Source organism: Curtobacterium sp. PhB115 (assembly GCF_003752025.1).
In the GTDB taxonomy this organism is placed as follows: Bacteria; Actinomycetota; Actinomycetes; order Actinomycetales; family Microbacteriaceae; genus Curtobacterium.
Genome location: NZ_RJKR01000013.1, coordinates 91,640 through 110,407 on the forward strand (window position 1 = coordinate 91,640; position 18,768 = coordinate 110,407).

The window sequence follows — 18,768 nt, forward strand, 5'->3', positions numbered from 1 at the left end:
GCGGCGGGTAACCGGATCGTTCGAAACCTCACACGAATAGTGCCGACCGGACCTGGTTCGCTGTTCACATGACCTCCTCCGAGCCGCACCCGGGCGAAGCGCACACCGGGGACCTTTCCGCACGGTTGAACTGGCTGCGAGCCGGCGTGCTCGGCGCGAACGACGGGATCGTTTCGACGGCATCGATTGTCGTCGGAGTGGCGGGCGCGTCGTCGTCGATCCCGGCGATTGCGACGGCCGGGGCGGCGGCGCTGGTCGGGGGCGCGATCTCCATGGCGTTGGGGGAGTACGTCTCGGTCAGCAGCCAGAAGGACAGTCAGCGTTCCCTCATCGAGAAGGAACGTCAGGAGCTGGCCGATGACCCTGCGGCTGAGTTGGAGGAACTCACTCAGCTGTGGGAAGCGCGTGGTCTGCAGCGTGCAACTGCGGAATCGGTCGCCGCTGAACTGACGGACCGGGATGCCCTCGCCGCACATTTGACGACGGAACTCGGAATCGATGAGGACGAAGTGGTCAGCCCGTGGCATGCGGCGTTCGCGTCGGCGGCGGCGTTCTCGATCGGCGCGGTTCTGCCGCTTCTGGCAATCCTGCTGCCACCCGAAAGCGTTCGGGTACCCGTCACGTTCGTCGTGGTTCTTCTGGCGCTTGCGTTGACGGGAGCCACGGGCGCAAGAATCGGGGGCGGTTCGACGATGCGTGCCACCGTCCGGGTGGTCGTCGGCGGTGCGCTGGCTCTCGCGGCCACGTTCGTCATCGGCTCTCTCCTCGGCACGAGCGGGGTGGTGTGAGGTGGCGAACATTCTTGTGGTGGAAGACGACCCGCAGATGGGCGCGCTTGTGGAACGTGGTTTGAGCGGAGAAGGGCATGCGGTCACGGTCGTGTCGGACGGTGTCGCAGCCCTCGTACAAGCACGTCTGCACTCCTTCGACGCCGCCGCAATAGACGTGATGCTGCCGGAGATGACCGGATTTGAGGTGTGCCGTCGGCTTCGGGAAATGGGGCAAGATTTCCCCGTGATCCTGGTCACGGCCCGCGACGCGGTCGACGACCGGGTGTTCGGTTTGGACTCCGGCGCCGACGACTACCTGACCAAACCGTTCGCGATAGCGGAACTGAATGCCCGTATCCGTGCGCATCTGCGACGACGGGCCGCAGGCTCCGCGACGGTTGTGGAAGCGGGCACGGTGCGACTCGACATCGTCACCGTACGAGCCTCCGTCCGGGGACGTGACTTGCCGTTGAGCGTCAAAGAGTTCTCGTTGCTGCGGTTCCTCATGCAAGGCTCACCCGAGCCGCGAAGCAGAACGGACGTCCTCCAAGAAGTGTGGGGGAGCGCTGAGCACTTCGACCCGACCATCGTCGACCAATACGTCAGCTACGTTCGGAAGAAGCTGCAGGCCGCTGACGCCGACGTCGCGATACGCACGGTCCGCGGTGTTGGGTACGCACTTGAGGTCGTGCCGTCACCATGATGTTCCTGCGTCGGCTGTCGATCCGGGCACGGATCACCGCCGGAAGTTTGATTGTCGGCGCTGTGGTGCTCTCTGGCGTCGCGGTTGTGCTGCACGTCCAAATTGAACGCGCCACCCTTGCAACTGACCGCTCCCTCGCGGCCGGGGACGCAGCGCCGTTCGTGTCGGACCTTCGGCACAACCCGAATGAGCCGCCGGACCGCCCCGCCGAGGATGTGTTGGTGGGTATCCGGTCCGTAACGGGGGACTGGGTTGTCGATTCGTTGCCACGTGATGTCCGCCAAGCCCTTCCGACGTCCGTGCCGGCTGACGAGCGGACTCTTCGCCTCAGTACCGATCGCCGCGTCGTGAGCGTTGTCGGGATCCCGGTGACCAATGACGCCGGATCCTTCGTCGTCTGGGCGGCGCATGACGGGCGGGCTGGGCAGGAAACGCTCCAGCGTGTGGACCGGTCCCTCATTGTGGGGACGGTGCTTGCGTTGCTCGCGTTCGCGGTGACCGCCTGGCTGTTATCGACGTTGGCACTTCGACCGGTCGCACGCATGCGGAGGACCGCGGAACGTCTCAGCGCCGGAATCGACGACGGGCACCTTCCGGTCGGAGCGTCAGACGATGAGCTCGCGGCACTCGCGAGAACGCTGAACGCATTCATCGACCGGCAACGTGAGAACGCTGAGCGTGAGCGGCGGATGGTCTCCGACGCGAGCCATGAATTGCGCACACCGCTCGCCGCGTTGACGGCACGTCTTGAGCTTGCACATCAGTCCTCCGGCGACGCGGCCGCGTTGGAGCGGGAACTGGTCGCCGCGGAGAGCGACGCTGCGCGGTTGGTGGCTCTTGCGAACACCCTCCTCGAGCTGAGCCGGCTCGATGAGGCAGGTCCCACGCCGTCCAGCACCGCCGCCGACCTCGTCACGGAACTGATGGGGTCAATTGACCGTGCACGGGCCGTCAGCGGCGCCGGCGCACGCGACATCGACTTCACCGTCGCGACGCATACATCGGACCAGCGGTACGCGCTGGAACCGGCCGCGTTCGCCCGCGTCGTGGACAACCTCGTCGCGAATGCGATCGCAGCTGGTGAAGACGGTGGGGTGATTCGGGTGATCGTCGAACAGGACTCCGGAAGCGTTCTGGTGTTGCGCGTCATCGACGATGGTTCTGGGGTGCCGGATGCGTTCCTTCCCCAGGCGTTCGACCGGTTCACCCGCGCTGACCAAGCCCGCCGCGCTGTCCTCGGGGGCAGCGGCCTTGGCCTCGCGCTGGTGCGCGGCATCGCGGAACGCGCCGGCGGGGCGGCGACGCTGGAGAACGGCGTGCGTGGTGGTGCGATTGCGACGGTCCGTTTCCCGCCCCGGTGACCCTGGGCGCTTTCCCGTCTCCCGATCACTCGAGGTCTCGAACGAACGGCACGCCCCGTTCCGTGCTTCTCCATAGCCCCAATGCTGATGCTGTGAGCCACCCGATCACATGCTGGAGAGGACCGAGACGATGATCGACACCGCTCGCCCCACATCGCCCCCCGCCACGACGGCGCCGGAACGTCGGCGCTTCCGGGCCGTACCGGCGCCCGCAGAGTCGCTTGATGCCGCGGCCCGGCGACGCCACCGGTCCGGTCGTCGCCGGAACGCGATGGCTGACCTGCTTGGGATCCTCGCGTGGACCTCCGCTGCAGTCGCGGTGTCGTTGTGGCTTGCAACGCCTGGGTCGCACACGGTTTCCGGCAGTGGCGGGTGGCTCACCGATGCGGGCATCGTCGCGGGACTGATCGGCACCGACCTCGTCCTGATGATGCTGGTCCTCGCCGCTCGCGTCCCGCTCATCGACCGGACCTTCGGCCAGGACAATGCCATCGCCGTGCACCGTTCGCTTGGGAAGCCGGTGCTGTACCTCCTCATCGCGCATGGGCTGCTGTTGACCCTCGGGTACGGCGCATCGGACAAGACGAGCCCGATCGCGGAGACCATCTCGCTCTTCTCAACGCCAGACATGCCGCTGGCGTATCTCAGTTTGGGGCTCTTCGTCGCCGTGGTGGTGTCGTCCCTCGTCGCGGTACGCCGGCGGCTGCCGTACGAGGCATGGCACATCATTCACCTGCTCAGCTACGCCGCGGTGCTCGTCGCGCTGCCCCACATGCTCAGCGTCGGCAGCGTCCTCGCGCAGGGCACATGGCAGCGCATCTACTGGATCGCGCTGTACGTCCTAGCCCTCGGACTGATCGCTGTGTTCCGGTTTGCGATGCCGCTCGTGGTGACGTTCCGGCACCGTATCCGTGTCGTCGGCGTTGAGACCATCGCGCCGGGGGTCGTATCGATTCACCTCGCCGGTCGGGACCTTGACCGACTCGGTGCTCGCGGCGGTCAATACGGGGTATGGCGCTTCTGGACGGCGAACACCTGGTGGCACGCGCACCCGGTGTCGTTCTCCGCGGTGCCCGACCGCGACCGGGCACGCATTACCGTCCGCGACCTCGGAGCAGGCTCGGCGCGGCTCGGACGCATCACGCCGGGCGCCGTTGTCTCCCTTGAAGGCCCGTACGGGCTGTTCACCAGTCGCGCTCGGACGGCACCGTTCCTCGCGCTCGTCGCATCCGGCATCGGAATCACCCCCGTCCGAGCGTTGCTCGAGGACACGGATCTGCGCCCAGGCGAAGCGACTGTGTTGTTGCGCGGAACCGACGCCGACCAGCAGTACCTCTGGGATGAAACCGTCGAGCTTGCGAAGGAGACGGGGAGCCGGCTGTACGCAATGGTTGGCCACCGTGCACGATCGCGGGAGAGCTGGATGACCGAGGAAGACCTCCGACGCGGTGTCACCCTCCGTTCCGTCTTCCCCCGGCTCCTCGAATCGGACCTCTACGTGTGCGGTCCTCGCGCCTGGTCCGACCTCGTCGTCCGCGAAGCCCGACTGGCCGGCGTCCCGGAGCACCAGATTCACCATGAACGGTTCGAATCATGAAAGTTCGCATCATCGCCGGCGGGATCGCCTCCTCCATCGCAGTGCTCGCCATCGGCTGGCAACTCGGCGGCCAGCCCGCCGTCACTTCTCCGGTGCAGCCGAGCACATCCTCCGGTGGGACAACTGGTGGGAGCTCGACATCCGGCACCAATGGCAGCAGTTCCAGCACCAGCGATGCCAGCGGCACGTCGGGCAGCAGCGGCAGCAGCGGGAGTAGCGGGAGCAGTTCCACGGCATCCGGCACGTTCGCCGGTGACACCGCGCAGACGCAGTTTGGTCCCGTGCAGGTGCAGATCGTCGTCACGAACGGCAAGATCACCGACGTCACTGCGCTGCAGCTGACCAACCGTGACGGCCGTTCCGTGTCGATCAGCCAGCAAGCAGCACCGGTTCTGCGTCAAGAGACCCTGCAGGCGCAGTCCGCACAAATCCAGTCCGTGAGCGGCGCCACATACACAAGCGAGGGCTACATCACGTCACTGCAATCGGCGATCGATAAGGCCGGGCTATGAGCGTTGCAACGTTCGAGGCAATGGGCACCGTCGTCAGTGTCCGCGGCGCATCACCTCACGCCGTATCCGCGGTGCGCGCCGTTTTCGCCGACTACGACCGCCGCTACAGTCTCTACAACCCGTTGTCGGAGTTGAGCCGCGTCGCCGACGGGTCGCTTCGGCTTGCCGACACGACGCCAGAGCTTCGGGAGGTCTATGCCCTCGCGCTGGAATGGCGTGACCGAACCGGTGGTACCTTCACCCCGCACCGTCCCGACGGCGTCATCGACCTTTCCGGCGTCGTCAAGGCGCTCGCTATCCGGGACGCCGGCGTGGTCCTCGATCAGGGGACCGAGGATTGGATGATCAACGCCGGCGGGGACATCCTCGTCCGCGGTCGCTTCCGTCCCGACGTGCCTTGGAGCGTCGGCGTTGTCAATCCCGCGCAGCGAGACACGGTGATCGGCGTTGTGCGCCTGCAGCCACCCAGACGAGCAGTGGCGACCTCCGGTACGGCGGAGCGGGGCGAACACATTTGGCGCCGGGCCGCACCAACATTTGTTCAAGCCACCGTCATCGCCGACGACATTGTCACCGCAGACGTCTTGGCGACCGCGGTAATCGCCGGTGACGAAGGTGACCTTCGCCGGCTGACGAGCGAGGGCACTGTCGACGTGCTTGCGTTCGCCGCCGATGGGACAGTGTGGGCAACGCCAGCGGCGGCGGAGAGCATCGAAGTGAGGTCTGCGTCGTCGGGGTCTGCATCAGGCGTCGACGACGACCTGATCGTCGACGTCGAGCACGTGCGGTGATCGCCACGCGGCGATTTCCGCTTGCCGTCGTTCCGCCCACGTGCGGGCCCGCCCGGTGAGCGTCACGGTGGTGCCGTGGACCGTCGCTGCAATCCGGTCGGCGTCGAGTTCGGCGTTCCGGACGAACGCCTGCCGAATGCGTTCTTCGGTATCGGGGGCGCTCGGCCGTGGTGTCAGCTCCAACCGGTCGAGTACGAACTGGACGTCGCCGACCCGCTCCGCGTCGCGGACGGCTGCGACTTTCTGGAAGTACCAGTGGGCCGACCCGGTCAATGTGACGATCCGGTCCCGCACCTGCACATCAACCGTGTCGGACGGCACGGATGCGTCAGCGTCGAGCGCTGCCCGCACTGCCGAGGCGATGTCGGCGTCGGTGCGTCGACTCGGCCCACGGATGTCGAGTTCTTCGGCAAGGCCGCGAACCCCGGTCACCCGGAGCGCGGCTTTCCCGGCCTGCATTCGTTCGGTGTGACTGCCCACCTGGCCGGTCAACGTAACGATGCCGTTCTCGACGGCGACGCCGATGCTGGCTGCATCGATTCCCGGCGTCCAGGCAAGCTCATCCTCGACGTCGGCTCGTACGTCGCTGTCGTTACGGGAGTGCACGCTGCGGTCTGTCATACCGGCAACGATGCAGCGATTGATGCTGAGGCGGGAGAGCCCAACGTCCCGCGGTGCGCAACAGCAGCGACGTGGATCCGGTCGATGAGACACAGGGTGGGGAGCGCCTGTTGCGCTGTTTGCAGTGCCCGCTCGTGGCACCGAGTCGAGGGGACGGTTCCGGTGATGACTTTGCGGTTGCCGCCGATGTCAATCTCCACATCGAGGCGTGCGTTCCGGAGGAGGGGGTCGGCTCGCCACACATCTGTGATCGTTTCGCGGACGGATCGTGAACCAGCGGCGGTGAGTGTGTCCATGCGACGAGTGTCGGTGGCGGAGCGCGTGTTCCGAAGGGGCGGAAGTCCCGGGACCTTCGGCTCTCGAGGCGGTACCGGTCCTGGCATACCGTCCCGGGAGGCGGGACGGATGGCGTCCTGACGGATCAACCGGAGGAACGAGTCATGCACGAGCATGTCGAACGGATCACGATCGGGCTCGACGACACCGACGCGAGCTGGACAGCGCTTCGCTGGGTTGCGGAGCGGGCTGCACGGCATTCGTGCCGGGTACGGATCGTCCGCGCGGTGGACCCGTTGGAGCCGGAGGAAGGTTGGACGCAGCATCGTCTTGGCGCGGGCCGTTCACTGGTGCTGCAGTCCGCGCCCGGCACCGAGGTGGAACTTGCCGCGCCGCCGCAACCAATCGTTGACGCGCTCGTGGATTTGGCGCAGGCGGATGGTCTGCTCGTCGTGGGCAGTCACCGTCGTCGTCGTTTGCGGTCGGCTCTGACCGGGTTGCTGCCGGACCGGATCGCCGGCACATCCCACGTCCCAACGGTGATCGTCCCGGACGACTGGCCAAGCGGGCAGCTTGACGCCGACGTCGTACTCGCAGTGGATGCCGACACTGCGCCGGAGGTCATCGACTTCGCCGCAGCTGAAGCGGGACGGCACGGAGCGGTGCTCCGAGTGGTGCACACCTGGCATGAGCCGGCCCCGATCGGGCCGCCGGTGGTCGTTGGCGCCGACGACTACCCCGCCGTGTACCGGGAGACCGCCGGACATGTGCTGGCGGACGCGGTGCAACGCATCACCACGTCGGCACCCGAGCTGCAGGTACGGACGGAACTGCTCATGGGTGCGGCTGGGAGCGGCGTCGCGGAAGCCGCAGAGCATCACGGGCTCGTGGTGGTTGGTCGCCGGCACCGTTCCGTGTTCGGTGGTGAGATGCTTGGCTCCGTCGCCCAGGACGTGATGGCCGAATCCAGCACTGCGCTCTGCGTCGTGCCCCTCCAGCGCCGGGATCGGACGTCGCAGCTGTGAACCTCAGTCGACTGTGAGTCGGTCGACAACGAAGTGCACGCCTGGGCACCGAGCCGCCGCTGCATGCGCCGCTCGCCGTTCCGCTTCACTGCTGATCGTTCCGGCGATGGTCACGACGTGGTCGAGGGTTCGCACGTCTACAGAATCAGCTTCCGGCACGGCCACGGCGATCGCTTCCACTACTCGTGCGCGCACTGTTGCGTCTGACTCTTGCGGATCGCAGTCGTAGCCGCGGACGACGATCCGGTTCTCGATCGCCGTCATTGGAGCGCACTGCTCCACTAGCCCGACGGCGGTCGCCCGGTCACTGTGACAGCCGACGTCCCCGGTCAGAACGATGTGTCCGCCCTGCAACATTGCATGAAGTGTGCTCGCGTCGAGGGAGCGCTCTGCATCCCAGGCGTGGCGGATCCGGTCATCGACGGTGCACGGTGCGATGTGGCGGGAAGCTTCGATGTCCATGCAGCCATCGTCGGGGTCGCCATCGCCAGCGCAGAGTGCCCAAGGTCCCGCGGCTTGAGGAACGGGCGGGACGCCGTCGCGTGGCGATGAGCACCATGGGAGTTGCGACCACTGCCGCGGCCAGGGGCAGCCAGTACTCGACGATGCGCCAACCGAGCACGCCGACGAGTGCCACTGCCGTTGGCGCCCCGGCGAGGTGCAGGGACGCAATGGCCGCGCCTTCAACGACACCGATCGCGCCAGGGGTGACCGGAATCGTCGCGAGGATGTTCACGAGCCCGTACGTCAGCAACGAGACCTGCCACGGAACATGGGCCCCCGCGGCGGACACCATGAGGACGAACGCGGTGAAGTCCGCTGTCCAGTTCAGCAGGACCCAGCCGAGCAGCGCGCCTGCCAGCGGCGGCGACCGTAACCGGCCCAGCCCGGTCCCGAGCGCGTCGACGTACTCCGCGACAGTGCGGTCCGTTGGCCGGTGCAGTACCCGTCGCACTGGTCGGGTCCATCGAACTGCGGCATCTCGAACCTTCTCCGGCTTTCGCAGCAGCAGCCAAACTCCGATGATGCTGGCGAGCACGAGCAGCACCACCATCGTCGCTGCTCCGTCCACGATCGGTGAACCAGCTGAACCGGCAGTCAACGCGAGGCCGAGCAGGAAGATCGCGGACAGGACCAGGTTCGACGCGACCACTCCTGTAGTTGCCGCGGACGCTGCAGCGGACGAGGTCACTCCAAGCCGTTGCAGCAGCGTGATGCGAACCCCAGCGGACGTCGCCGCACCGCCTGGCATGATGCTGCGGACACCCTGCGCCATGAGGTCAACTCCGAGCACGTGCCGGAACGGTGGCCCGGCGGGATGGAGCAGGATCTGGGTGGCGCGAGACGCCGCGGTCAGCGAGACCGCTTCGGCGAGGCTGGCGGCTCCCGCCGCAATCAACGCCGTCGACCCGAGCGCGCGAACGACGACAATGGCCTCTTGGACGTGCGGCAGTGCGATGACAAAGGCGGTGCCGATAAGGATCGGTGTGAGCGCGAGGAGGATCCACCGAAGCCGAGACCGTGACGGGGTGGCCAGGGTCTGCGCGTGTGCACCGCGTTGCCACCCCGTAACGTCGGTGTCTTCGTCGTCGGTCACGGAGCCATCTGGTCGAACAGCCGTCCCGTGATCGAAGAGGGTTCCAGGACCACGGTGGCCCGTTTCGGTGTTGGGAGCATCGAGCGAAGCCGCTGCGCGGTGACATGCCGGGTGTCCGGGAGGTGCGCTGAGCCTTTCGCAACCACGCTCCACGCTGTCCAACCGTCGTGCTCGTCCACTTCCATCACGATCTCCCGACCGGCGTGCACTGCTTCGAGGACGACCGTGCTGGAGGTAGCGAAGACCAGTCGCCGTTCCTCGGCGACGTAGTTGACAGGAATGATCTCGAGGGAGTCTTCCGTGCGGAACGCCACCCGTGCGGTGCGGGAGCGGTGCAGGCGCTCCCAGCATTGGTCGGGGTCGAGCCGGACGATGAGCTCGTCCACCGGCGCGTCCGTTGCCGGTGCGCCGAGCGGGTTCGCCGGTTCATCGCGGGTGGGTACCGGATCCGGGGTGCTATCCGGTGTGACACCGTTCATGCCGCCATCACCGCCCGTGCTGCCCCTTGGTGTGCGTCTCGCGCGAACACGATCCCGCCCACCTCGACGACGTCAAGGACGGTTCGGCGCAGCGGGACGCCGAGACCAACACCCGACACGACGGTGATGGGGCCGGTGCGGACGACCGCGATGACGTTCCATCCGCCCTCGGCTCCCTGGCCACCGATCTCGAGCAGTGCCCGCTCCTGCTCACAGACGGTCGCGCCGAGATCGACGGTGATCCGTTGGCGTTCCCGGTCGATAGCGACAACGGTGACCGGGGAGAGCGTCCCGTGTGCAAGTCGGGCTGAAGGTGTCCGGGCAAGGAGCGACCAACACTCTGAGGAGTCGAGGGACCGGTCGGTGGTGCCGAACAGCACGGCGGTCATCGTTCGATCCGTTCAGCGGGCTCAGTGACGAGTGGTTCACGGTCGACGGCGGCCAGTTCGAAAACGATTCGTGCCGGCACCCGCCCGGCGAGCACGTCCGCCATGGAGTCGTTCACGTCCGCGAGGGGCCGTCGGACCGACACGACGCGGGTGCGGCCAGCGGCGTGCAGCGCGAACACTTCGGCGAGGTCCTGCCGAGTGCCGACGATCGACCCGATGATCGAGATGCCTTTGAGGACAGTGTCGAAAATCGGAATCGACATTGTCCCGTCTGCGGGAAGCGCCACACACACCAGGCGTCCGCCGCGCTTGAGCGATGCGAAGGCCTGCTCGAATACCGTTGCGGAAGCGGCGAGAACGACGGCCACGTCGGCGCCGCCGAGCTCCTGCACCTGTGCAGCAGCGTCCCCTGACGAGGCGTCCACGGTGTGGTCCGCGCCGAGGTCGCGGGCGAGCTGCAGCTTTTCCGGCTCAACGTCCACACCGATCACCTGCGCGCCGAACACTCGTGCGTACTGGACGGCGAGGTGTCCGAGACCGCCGACACCGAAGACGGCTACCGTTTCCGCGGGCACGACATGCGCCACCTTCAGCGCCTTGTACGTTGTCACCCCGGCGCAGGTGAGCGGTGCGGCATCCCACGGGTCGACGCCGGCGGGGACTGGTACGGCGAAGCGTGCGTCAGCGACTGCGAACTGGGCGAACGAGCCGTCGATGGAGTAGCCGGTGTTCTGCTGCTGCTCGCACAGTGTCTCCCGCCCGTCGATGCAGTAGCGGCACGCGCCACATGCATAGCCGAGCCAGGGGAGTGCGACGCGGTCGCCGATCTGACGGTCGGTGACACCGTCGCCGACCGCTTCTATGATGCCGACGCCCTCGTGTCCGGGGATGAACGGCGGTGTGGGGCGGACGGGCCAGTCGCCGTGTGCGGCGTGGATGTCGGTGTGGCAGAGCCCCGACGCTTCGATGCGGACCAGCACCTGTCCGGGGGCCGGGTCCGGGAGCGGGCGGTCCTCGATGACGAGGGGCTGCCCGAGTGCGTGAACGACTGCTGCCTGCATGGTCGGCCTTTCCGGTGTGGGCGGGAGGGGACGACGTGTCCTTCGCCTGACGGCGCCCGTACCGTCACGATGGCCGGGTCACGGCAGGTCAGGCAGGGTCGGAAGTCCCGTCGGTGAAGCGCCAGGCTGACACCATCGGCAGCATGGCCATCGCAAGCTCTGGAACGACCGGCGACTGATCGGTGACGCAGGTCGGTGAGAGCCACACCACTCGATCCGTTCCCCCGTGAACCAAGCGGTCCCCACGAGCAATGTGCAGCACGCCGCCGGGGAGGAGCGTGGCGAGCACGCGGAGGTACCGGAAGGTGCCCGGGCCAACGGTCGTGGACAGTCCGAGGAGGACGGACTCGTCGGCGATCAACGCGGCGGCCAGGTGCACGGTGGCAAGGTCGAGCGGAAAGTCACCGTCGACGACGAGCTCTGTACGGAGCCTGCGCGGTGGCGCTGGCTGGGCGGGGAACCCTGCTGCGTAGGCGGCGATGTCGTGCAGTATTCGATCGCAGCGAGTCGGCAGATCCGGGGCCACGATGGGACTGGCGGCGGAGGCGCTGTCGGAGTTGGCGGTACCGGCGACCGCGATCGTGCTGCATTCCGCGAGAAGCACCGCGCGCGCTGACGCTGACAGCGACGACCACGCACCACGTGACGAAGCACGCGCGTGCGTCCTCGACAGTGCTCGGATTGTGGTCGTAGCGGGGGTAAGCGTCGTTGTCATGGGTCGGGTCCCTCAAACGGTCAGCGGAGAACCATACTCACCGGGACAAGTTTCAGGCGGCAGGGCCAATGGTCCCGCTCCCGTTAGCACGTACGGGTGGCCGCCGCTTTGACCGGACAACAGCGCTGAGCAGCGAGCTGTCTCAGCGCCCGACATCCCGACGGTTGAAACCGACTACGGCGACAACGATCAGCGTGAGAGCCAGCCCGTAGAGCAGCGCGAGTCCGCCCCAATCGACGCCAGTTGCCAGCGGTCTGTGCTGATAGGCCCACCCATATGGCGAGAGGGTACGGAGCCATTGGAGCGTCGCCGACTGTGACCCGAGCGCATTCAGGATGTAGGCGATCACGGCAACTCCTGCCCCCGCGGAAATGGCTGGGGTTCGTCTACCCAGGATCGCGCCGGCCGCGATCGCCGCCGCTGCCGAGATCAGGCCCAGCCCGAGGAACGCGGCGCTCACGGCGGTGACATTTGCGGCGCGGAGCTCGAGCTGCGCGGGATCGTTCAACGCCCATACGGCGGCGCCGCTGAGCGTGACGAGCCACACCAGCCGCACCGCAGTGGCGAGCGTTCCCTCAAGCACGACTCGGGTCCGCGACACCCCGTGGGCGAGGACCAGCACGAGCTCGCCGTCTTCTTCGGCGGATGCGGTCGTGCCGGTTCCCCACGCCGTCGCGGCGATGACGATGATCGCGAAGCCTGCCAACCCGTAGAACGTGGCCCCGGCGTAGCCGGCGCCGGTGGCAATGTCCGTGTAACCGATCGTCGCCACCAGCTGCTTCGGAAGTTCGGCGATGAGCCGCGCCATCTGCGAATTCGCACCGCCAATCGAAGGGTACAGCGGCAGGTACAAGCTGATCGCTGCAAGGATTCCCGCTGACCAGAGAACCGTGGAAATGCGCCCGTTGTTCATTGCGGCGCGAAAGAGAGGCAGGGTCGGTGTCCGTTCCGTCATGGCTGGGCTGACCCTCTGCTCTCGGTGTAGATCGACAGCACGACGTCCTCGAGGTCGGGTTCGGCAACTGTCAGATCCAGGACCTCCAGCGGCGAGATCGCTTGGAGAAACGCACCGACTTCACCCTCAATTGATCCGGTCACGGTTGTCATCTCGTCGGTGCGGTGGGTGCCGTCAGTGCCGTCGGCACTGACGACGGTGACCCCGCCCCGGCTACGGAGACGTCCGATCAACGTTGCCGCTTCGGACGTCCGGACCCCGACTGCGAATCGGCGGCGGGCACGAGCTCGAAGTGCGTCGACCGTCGACTGGACGATCAGGCGCCCGCTGCGGAGGACGGCGACGTCGTCGGCGACGTGTTGCACCTCGCTCAACACGTGCGACGACAGGAAGATGGTCGCGCCACGAGCGCGGTGTTCTCGGACGAGCGCCGCGAACTCCCGTTGCGCGAGCGGATCAAGCCCGCTCGTCGGTTCGTCAAGGATGAGCAATGGCGGCGCGGCGGCGAAGGCTTGAATGAGCGCAAGCTTCTGCCGGTTCCCCTTCGACAACGCTCGCGCCCGTCGTGTCAGGTCCACGTCGAATCGCTCCGCGAGGTCACGGATCGCGTGCGCCGGCACCGGTCCCGAAAGTCGGGTGAGGGCAGTGAGCACCTGTTCGCCGGTGCCATGTCGGGCGAGGAGCACCTCGCCGGGGACGAAGCCGATTTTGCGGCGGAGTTCGGTTCCACCCTCGGACGGGTGGATCCCGAAGACGCTAACGGAACCGCTCGTGGGCCGGGCGAGATCGAGTAGGACTCGCATGAGGGTGGTCTTCCCCGCGCCGTTCGGGCCGATCAGTCCGCACACGGTGCCGGCACGCACCCGAAGGTCCAGCCCGTCGAGCGCCGCCGTCCGCCCGTATCGTTTCGTTAGCTGACGGGCGGTGATTGCATCTCTGTTGTCCGCCATGGTCGTCAGCGGAGGATGCGCAGTGTGCGCGGGGACTGTTCGAGCACACGAACCGCGGCGCCGCACGCGACGACAATGTCGGTCATGTTGTGTTCCGTTCGCGGCGCGGGTCGGTGTACTGCTTCACGGCTGCGATGACATCGGTAAGCCCCTGCTTTGCGTCGCTGAAGAGCATGCCGGTTCGGGGTCCGGTGAAGAGCTCGTTGCTGATGCCGGCATAGCCGGGCGCCATCGACCGTTTGATTACGACGACTGCTCTGGCTGTATCAACGTTGAGGATCGGCATCCCGGACACGGCGTTCCCGGTTCGGCGTGCTGCGGGGTTCGTGACGTCGTTCGCACCGACGACGAGGGCAACGTCACAGGTCGAGAACGCGGCGTTCGCGTCGTCGAGTTGCATCATCTGCTCGTAGGGGACGTCCACTTCGGCGAGCAGGACGTTCATATGGCCGGGCATTCGTCCGGCGACGGGGTGAATCGCGTACGCGACGTGGACGCCGTGCGCTGTGAGGAGCGCCGCGAGTTCGGCGAGTTCGTGCTGGGCGCGGCCCGCGGCGAGGCCGTAGCCGGGGACGATGATGACATTCGACGCGTAAGCGAGTTGGATCGCGACGTCGTCGGCGTTCACAGCGTGGACGTTCTCCGTCGCCGTGTTGGGCGCCGTGGGTGCTGCCGTCGTCGCGCCGAACCCGCCGGTCATGACCGCGAGGACGGAACGGTTCATCGCCGACGCCATCGCGAGCGTCAACGTGGTGCCAGCCGCGCCGACAAGAGCGCCGGCGATGATCATCGCCTGCACGTCGAGCGCGAAACCGGCCATCGCGACCGCGAGGCCGGTGAACGCGTTGAGCAGGGAGACGACAACTGGTGCGTCGGCTCCGCCGATCGGGAGGACGAGGAGCACGCCGAACGCGCACGCACCGATGGCCGTGACCCCAAGCGCGATCCCCGTCGCAGGTCCGGCGATCAGTGTCACCGCACCCGCTACCGTGATGACGGCGACGCCAAGCAGCAGCAGTCGGCCGCCGGGGATTCGGATTGACCGGCCGGGGACGATGCCCTGCAGTTTGCCGGCTGCGATGATCGAACCGGTGAAGGTCGCACCACCGATGAGTAGGTCAAGCGCGACCGGTATCCCGGTGACGAGCGGCATCCGAAGCGTCCCCGGCGCGCCGACGACCGCGACGATGCCGAGGACCGCTGCGGCTCCGCCACCGACGGCGTTGAAGAGGCTCACCAGCTGCGGCACGGACGTCATCTCGACCTGGCGCGCACCGACGGCGCCAGCAGCGCCGCCGACCGCTAGACCAATGCCGAGCGCTGTCCAACCGTCGAGGGTGCCCCCGGCGGTGCTGGCGGTGATCAGGGCTGTGATGATGACGAGAGCCATTCCGGCGGCGGATAGGGCGTTGCCGCTGCGTGCGGTGCCGGGGGTGCGCATGCGGTGCAGCCCGATGATGAACGCGATCGCGCCGATCATCGCGGCGACGGTGGACGTGACAGCTGCGGGGCTCATCGTGCCGGTGTCGTGGAGACGGCTGGTCGCGGCACGGGACGGAACATCTCGAGCATCCGGTCGGTGACGATGTATCCGCCGACAACGTTAGCGGCTGCGAACGCGGCTGCAAGGCCGATGAGCAGGACCTCGGTGAGGCTGTCCGCAGTCGGGACGACGACGATCGCACCGACGATGACAACGCCGTGGACTGCGTTGGCGCCGGACATCATCGGGGTGTGCAGGGTTGCGGGGACCTTGCCGATCACTTCGAATCCGACGAGCACGGCGAGGATGAACACCATGGCGTTGTTCAGCAGGGTTTCGCTCATGAGGATCGCCCTTCCTGGGTTGAGACGAGCTCGGCAAGCCGCGGGTCGGTGATGCGGCCGTCATGGGCGATGACGATCGCGTGGAGAAGCTCGTCGGGTGCGTCAAGCCGGAGGACCGCGTCGGGAGCGATTGTCCGGATCGTTGCGACGATGTTCCGTCCGTACATTTGGCTTGCTGACACGGGAAGCCCTGCTGCCGCGTCACCGTCTCCGATGATCACCACGCCGTTCGAGGTGGTGCGCTGTTCGCCGTCGGAACTGCCCTCGACGTTGCCGCCGAGCGCGCCCGCTGCCAGGTCGACGCACACCGACGCTGGCGCCATCCGTGCAAGCGTTTCGTGGGTGACGAGGACTGGGGGAGGGCCGCCGGGAACCCGTGCAGTGGCGACGACGACGTCTGCCTCGGCACATGCGTCGGCGAGTTCACGTTGCTGCCGGTCCGTCTCGGTGGCGGCCATGCTTCGCGCGTATCCACCTGCTCCGGCCGCGTTGATGGTACTAGCGAGAAACTTCGCCCCAAGCGCTTCAACTTCGCCGCGGCTCGTCGGACGGACGTCGTAGCCGGTGACGACCGCGCCGAGGCGCTTCAGGGTGGCGATTGCTTGCAGTCCGGCGACGCCTGCGCCGAGGACGAGCGCCTGGGCAGGGCGGGCGGTTCCTGCAGCTGTGGTCATCATCGGCAGGTACCGGCCGAGCGCCTGCGCCGCGATGAGCGCCGCCCGGTACCCGGCGGCGGACGACTGCGAGCTCAGCGCGTCGAGGGTCTGCGCCCGGCTGAGCGTTCGTGGAAGCGCGTCAAGTGCGATGACGCTGATTCCGCGCACCGCAAGGTCACCGACGACCTCCGGACGTGCGAACGGGTTCAGCAGGCCGATGATCACCTGGCCGGCGTGTAGATGCTGAATCACGGAACCGGTCGGTGCGTGCAGGAGCGCCAAGATGTTGGCACGTTCGACGATGACAGCCCCCGCATGAATCTCCGCACCGGCGCGTTCCAACTCGGTGTCCGGAGCGGCTGCCTGGTTCCCGGCTCCGGTTTCCATGAGGACGGTGTGGCCGTCGGTGACGAGGGCACGGACGGCTCCGGGATCAAGGGCGATCCGATGTTCTCGCTCCGTGGTTTCGTCGAGGACGCCGACGACCAACCCGTGGTGGTCCTCCACGTGCGGCGTCTCAGCGTTCACGGGCGGACCGGCAACGTGTCGGCGACCACCGTCGGTGAGGTCGGCAGGAGCGTCGCACGGGCTCCGGTCATGCGGTCAGCTCCACTGGTTTCATGTTCGATGAACCGACCGAGTTCGCTGATCGTGCTCATCAGCGGAGCGGGGAACACCACCGTGGTGTTCTTATCAACCCCGAGTTCAATCAGCGTCTGCAGGTTCCGAAGTTGCAAGGCAAGCGGGTGCGCCATCATCGTGTCCGAGGCGTTGCCGAGCGCGGCGGCCGCCATCGACTCGCCCTCCGCGGCGATGATCTTCGCGCGCTTTTCCCGTTCCGCTTCGGCTTGACGTGCCATTGCCCGTTTCATCGATTCGGGAAGCTGGATGTCTTTGAGTTCGACGAGGGTGACTTCGATGCCCCACTCGACCGTTGTGACGTCGAGTACGGACCGTATGCCAGCGTTGATGGTGTCGGTCTCGGCGAGCGTCTCGTCGAGGGTGTGCTGCCCGACGACCTTCCGCAGGGTGGTCTGCGCGATCTGGTTGATCGCGGCGGCCACGTTTTCGATCTGGACGACGGATTTCACTGCGTCGACGACGTGGAAGTAGGCCACAGCGGAGATGTCGACACTGACATTGTCCTTCGTGATGATGCCCTGCGATTGGATGGGCATGGTCACTGTCCGCAGGTTCACTTTTCGTAGCCGGTCAACGATTGGGATGATCGCGGTCAGTCCAGGTTCCCTGACGCGGGCAACCCGCCCAAATCGGAACACGACACCCTTCTCGTACTGTGTGACGACGTGCAACGACATGGCTGCGGCGATGATGAGCAGCAGGGCGAGGAGCGCGGCGAGGGTGAGAGCGAGCGCGGTGGCGGTCATGGTTGGTCGTACCCGTCGGTTCGGATGAGCACCTTGAGTGCGTCATGTTCAGTGGCGTGCCCGAACACGTCGTAGGCCTCAGCGATGTGGGCGAAGGTGAACTCGTGCGTGACGAAGTCGTCGACCGGGAGCGTGCCCGCGGCGACGAGGCGGAGCAGCATCGGGAGTGTGTCGGTATTGACCAATCCCATTGAGATGTCGATGTTTTGAATCCACAACGTCTGCAGCGCGAGCTCCACTGATGTGCCGTGCACGCCGATGTTCGCGACTCGGCCGCCTGGGCGCACCATTTCGGTCGTCATTGTGAACGTCGCCGGGGTGCCGACCGCTTCGATGGCGACATCAACGCCGAGACCGTCCGTGGCGGCGAGGACTTGCTTACGCCAGTCCGGCTCGGACGAATCGACGGTGTCGGTGGCGCCGAAGAGGCTGGCTCGCTCGAGGCGGCTCCGGTCGACGTCGATGGCGACGATCTTTGACGGACCGTACAGCCGTGCGGTGGCGACCGCAGCGAGACCGACGGGTCCCGCACCGACGACGGCGACAACATCGCCTGGCCGGACCCGACCGTACTGAACACCGATCTCGAACCCGGTGGGGAGGATGTCAGAGAGCAGGATCGCTTGCCGGTCCGTGACACTCTCCGGAACCGGGTACAGCGAGCTCTCACCGAATGGGATCCGGACGTACTCGGCTTGGGTGCCATCGATGAGGTGACCGAGCACCCATCCAATTCCTGGTGCGCCTTCGTCTGCGAGGCAGTGACTGTAGAGACCCTGTCGACAGAAGGCGCATCGCCCGCAGGAGCTGATGCAGGAGATGATGACACGGTCCCCTACCGTCAGCTGGGTGACGGCCCCGCCGGCTTCGGTGACGATGCCAACGCCTTCATGGCCGAGGATCCGGCCCGGCTGCACCGCGGGGACATCGCCCTTCAGAATGTGCCGGTCAGTACCACAAATGGTGGTTGACACCATCCGCACGATCACGTCGGTCGGATCGATGATCGTTGGTTTCGGAACCGACCGCCATTCCTTGCGATTCGGTTCGTCGTAGACGAGCGCCATCATCCGAGCATCTGAAGCCGGAGCTTCC

The 18,768-nt window shown here is 66.7% G+C and carries 22 protein-coding genes; 7 read left to right on the forward strand and 15 right to left on the reverse strand.

Annotation, left to right across the window (positions count from 1 at the left end; all coding sequences use genetic code 11):
- The first annotated feature begins 68 nt into the window (after nt 1-68).
- The 6 genes from EDF19_RS18225 (at nt 69) to EDF19_RS18250 (ending at nt 5,734) form a co-directional block, all read left to right on the forward strand.
- Nucleotides 69-788: a VIT family protein gene (locus EDF19_RS18225; protein ID WP_123682269.1), complete on the forward strand. Its 720-nt coding sequence runs from the start codon at nt 69-71 to the stop codon at nt 786-788.
- Between the two features lie 19 nt (nt 789-807).
- Nucleotides 808-1,473 (forward strand): response regulator transcription factor, encoded by a 666-nt coding sequence (locus EDF19_RS18230; RefSeq protein ID WP_260217307.1) that lies wholly within the window; start codon nt 808-810, stop codon nt 1,471-1,473.
- Nucleotides 1,470-2,834, forward strand: coding sequence for a HAMP domain-containing sensor histidine kinase (locus EDF19_RS18235; RefSeq protein ID WP_123682271.1), 1,365 nt, complete (start codon nt 1,470-1,472; stop codon nt 2,832-2,834). The genes EDF19_RS18230 and EDF19_RS18235 overlap by 4 nt, the downstream gene beginning before the upstream one ends.
- Before the next feature lie 130 nt (nt 2,835-2,964).
- Complete coding sequence (locus EDF19_RS18240; RefSeq protein WP_260217310.1) at nt 2,965-4,431, forward strand: ferredoxin reductase family protein; 1,467 nt, start codon at nt 2,965-2,967, stop codon at nt 4,429-4,431.
- Nucleotides 4,428-4,943: an FMN-binding protein gene (locus EDF19_RS18245; RefSeq protein ID WP_123682273.1), complete on the forward strand. Its 516-nt coding sequence runs from the start codon at nt 4,428-4,430 to the stop codon at nt 4,941-4,943. Before EDF19_RS18240 ends, EDF19_RS18245 begins: the two co-directional genes overlap by 4 nt.
- Nucleotides 4,940-5,734, forward strand: coding sequence for an FAD:protein FMN transferase (locus EDF19_RS18250; protein WP_123682274.1), 795 nt, complete (start codon nt 4,940-4,942; stop codon nt 5,732-5,734). The genes EDF19_RS18245 and EDF19_RS18250 overlap by 4 nt, the downstream gene beginning before the upstream one ends.
- Here EDF19_RS18250 and EDF19_RS18255 read toward each other — a convergent pair.
- Together EDF19_RS18255 and EDF19_RS18875 are read right to left on the reverse strand one after the other, a co-directional pair.
- Nucleotides 5,687-6,355 (reverse strand): BON domain-containing protein, encoded by a 669-nt coding sequence (locus tag EDF19_RS18255; RefSeq protein ID WP_123682275.1) that lies wholly within the window; start codon nt 6,353-6,355, stop codon nt 5,687-5,689. The two genes, EDF19_RS18250 and EDF19_RS18255, sit on opposite strands and share 48 nt — an antisense overlap.
- Complete coding sequence (locus tag EDF19_RS18875; RefSeq protein WP_148071148.1) at nt 6,352-6,651, reverse strand: hypothetical protein; 300 nt, start codon at nt 6,649-6,651, stop codon at nt 6,352-6,354. Before EDF19_RS18875 ends, EDF19_RS18255 begins: the two co-directional genes overlap by 4 nt.
- A 144-nt stretch (nt 6,652-6,795) precedes the next feature.
- On the opposite strand from EDF19_RS18875, the gene EDF19_RS18260 reads away from it, so the two are divergent.
- Nucleotides 6,796-7,656 (forward strand): universal stress protein, encoded by an 861-nt coding sequence (locus EDF19_RS18260; protein ID WP_123682276.1) that lies wholly within the window; start codon nt 6,796-6,798, stop codon nt 7,654-7,656.
- Between the two features lie 3 nt (nt 7,657-7,659).
- On the opposite strand, the gene EDF19_RS18265 is transcribed toward EDF19_RS18260, so the two are convergent.
- The 13 genes from EDF19_RS18265 to EDF19_RS18325 all read right to left on the reverse strand — a co-directional run bounded on the left by EDF19_RS18265 (nt 7,660) and on the right by EDF19_RS18325 (nt 18,743).
- The gene (locus EDF19_RS18265) at nt 7,660-8,118 is read right to left on the reverse strand and encodes a BON domain-containing protein (protein ID WP_123682277.1); all 459 of its coding nucleotides are present in this window, start codon (nt 8,116-8,118) and stop codon (nt 7,660-7,662) included.
- On the reverse strand, nt 8,072-9,253 hold the full coding sequence (locus tag EDF19_RS18270; RefSeq protein WP_185022942.1) for a lysylphosphatidylglycerol synthase transmembrane domain-containing protein: 1,182 nt from the start codon (nt 9,251-9,253) through the stop codon (nt 8,072-8,074). The genes EDF19_RS18265 and EDF19_RS18270 overlap by 47 nt, the downstream gene beginning before the upstream one ends.
- A complete protein-coding gene (locus EDF19_RS18275; RefSeq protein WP_123682279.1) occupies nt 9,250-9,732 on the reverse strand; it encodes a pyridoxamine 5'-phosphate oxidase family protein in 483 nt (160 codons plus the stop codon). Before EDF19_RS18275 ends, EDF19_RS18270 begins: the two co-directional genes overlap by 4 nt.
- Nucleotides 9,729-10,121 carry a hypothetical protein gene (locus EDF19_RS18880; protein WP_148071149.1) on the reverse strand — a complete coding sequence of 131 codons (393 nt, stop codon included), beginning with the start codon at nt 10,119-10,121 and terminating at the stop codon, nt 9,729-9,731. The genes EDF19_RS18275 and EDF19_RS18880 overlap by 4 nt, the downstream gene beginning before the upstream one ends.
- The gene (gene adhP, locus EDF19_RS18285) at nt 10,118-11,182 is read right to left on the reverse strand and encodes an alcohol dehydrogenase AdhP (protein ID WP_123682281.1); all 1,065 of its coding nucleotides are present in this window, start codon (nt 11,180-11,182) and stop codon (nt 10,118-10,120) included. The genes EDF19_RS18880 and adhP overlap by 4 nt, the downstream gene beginning before the upstream one ends.
- Before the next feature lie 88 nt (nt 11,183-11,270).
- Nucleotides 11,271-11,786, reverse strand: coding sequence for a hypothetical protein (locus EDF19_RS18290; RefSeq protein WP_123682282.1), 516 nt, complete (start codon nt 11,784-11,786; stop codon nt 11,271-11,273).
- A gap of 253 nt (nt 11,787-12,039) precedes the next feature.
- On the reverse strand, nt 12,040-12,852 hold the full coding sequence (locus EDF19_RS18295) for an ABC transporter permease subunit (protein WP_123682283.1): 813 nt from the start codon (nt 12,850-12,852) through the stop codon (nt 12,040-12,042).
- Nucleotides 12,849-13,802 carry an ABC transporter ATP-binding protein gene (locus EDF19_RS18300; RefSeq protein ID WP_123682284.1) on the reverse strand — a complete coding sequence of 318 codons (954 nt, stop codon included), beginning with the start codon at nt 13,800-13,802 and terminating at the stop codon, nt 12,849-12,851. Before EDF19_RS18300 ends, EDF19_RS18295 begins: the two co-directional genes overlap by 4 nt.
- A gap of 82 nt (nt 13,803-13,884) precedes the next feature.
- Nucleotides 13,885-15,318 (reverse strand): NAD(P)(+) transhydrogenase (Re/Si-specific) subunit beta, encoded by a 1,434-nt coding sequence (locus EDF19_RS18305; protein ID WP_123682285.1) that lies wholly within the window; start codon nt 15,316-15,318, stop codon nt 13,885-13,887.
- Nucleotides 15,315-15,629 (reverse strand): proton-translocating transhydrogenase family protein, encoded by a 315-nt coding sequence (locus tag EDF19_RS18310; protein WP_123682286.1) that lies wholly within the window; start codon nt 15,627-15,629, stop codon nt 15,315-15,317. The genes EDF19_RS18305 and EDF19_RS18310 overlap by 4 nt, the downstream gene beginning before the upstream one ends.
- Nucleotides 15,626-16,813: an NAD(P) transhydrogenase subunit alpha gene (locus EDF19_RS18315; protein WP_123682287.1), complete on the reverse strand. Its 1,188-nt coding sequence runs from the start codon at nt 16,811-16,813 to the stop codon at nt 15,626-15,628. The genes EDF19_RS18310 and EDF19_RS18315 overlap by 4 nt, the downstream gene beginning before the upstream one ends.
- On the reverse strand, nt 16,810-17,673 hold the full coding sequence (locus EDF19_RS18320) for a slipin family protein (RefSeq protein WP_123682288.1): 864 nt from the start codon (nt 17,671-17,673) through the stop codon (nt 16,810-16,812). The genes EDF19_RS18315 and EDF19_RS18320 overlap by 4 nt, the downstream gene beginning before the upstream one ends.
- On the reverse strand, nt 17,670-18,743 hold the full coding sequence (locus EDF19_RS18325) for a zinc-dependent alcohol dehydrogenase family protein (protein ID WP_123682289.1): 1,074 nt from the start codon (nt 18,741-18,743) through the stop codon (nt 17,670-17,672). Before EDF19_RS18325 ends, EDF19_RS18320 begins: the two co-directional genes overlap by 4 nt.
- Nucleotides 18,744-18,768: the final 25 nt, after the last annotated feature.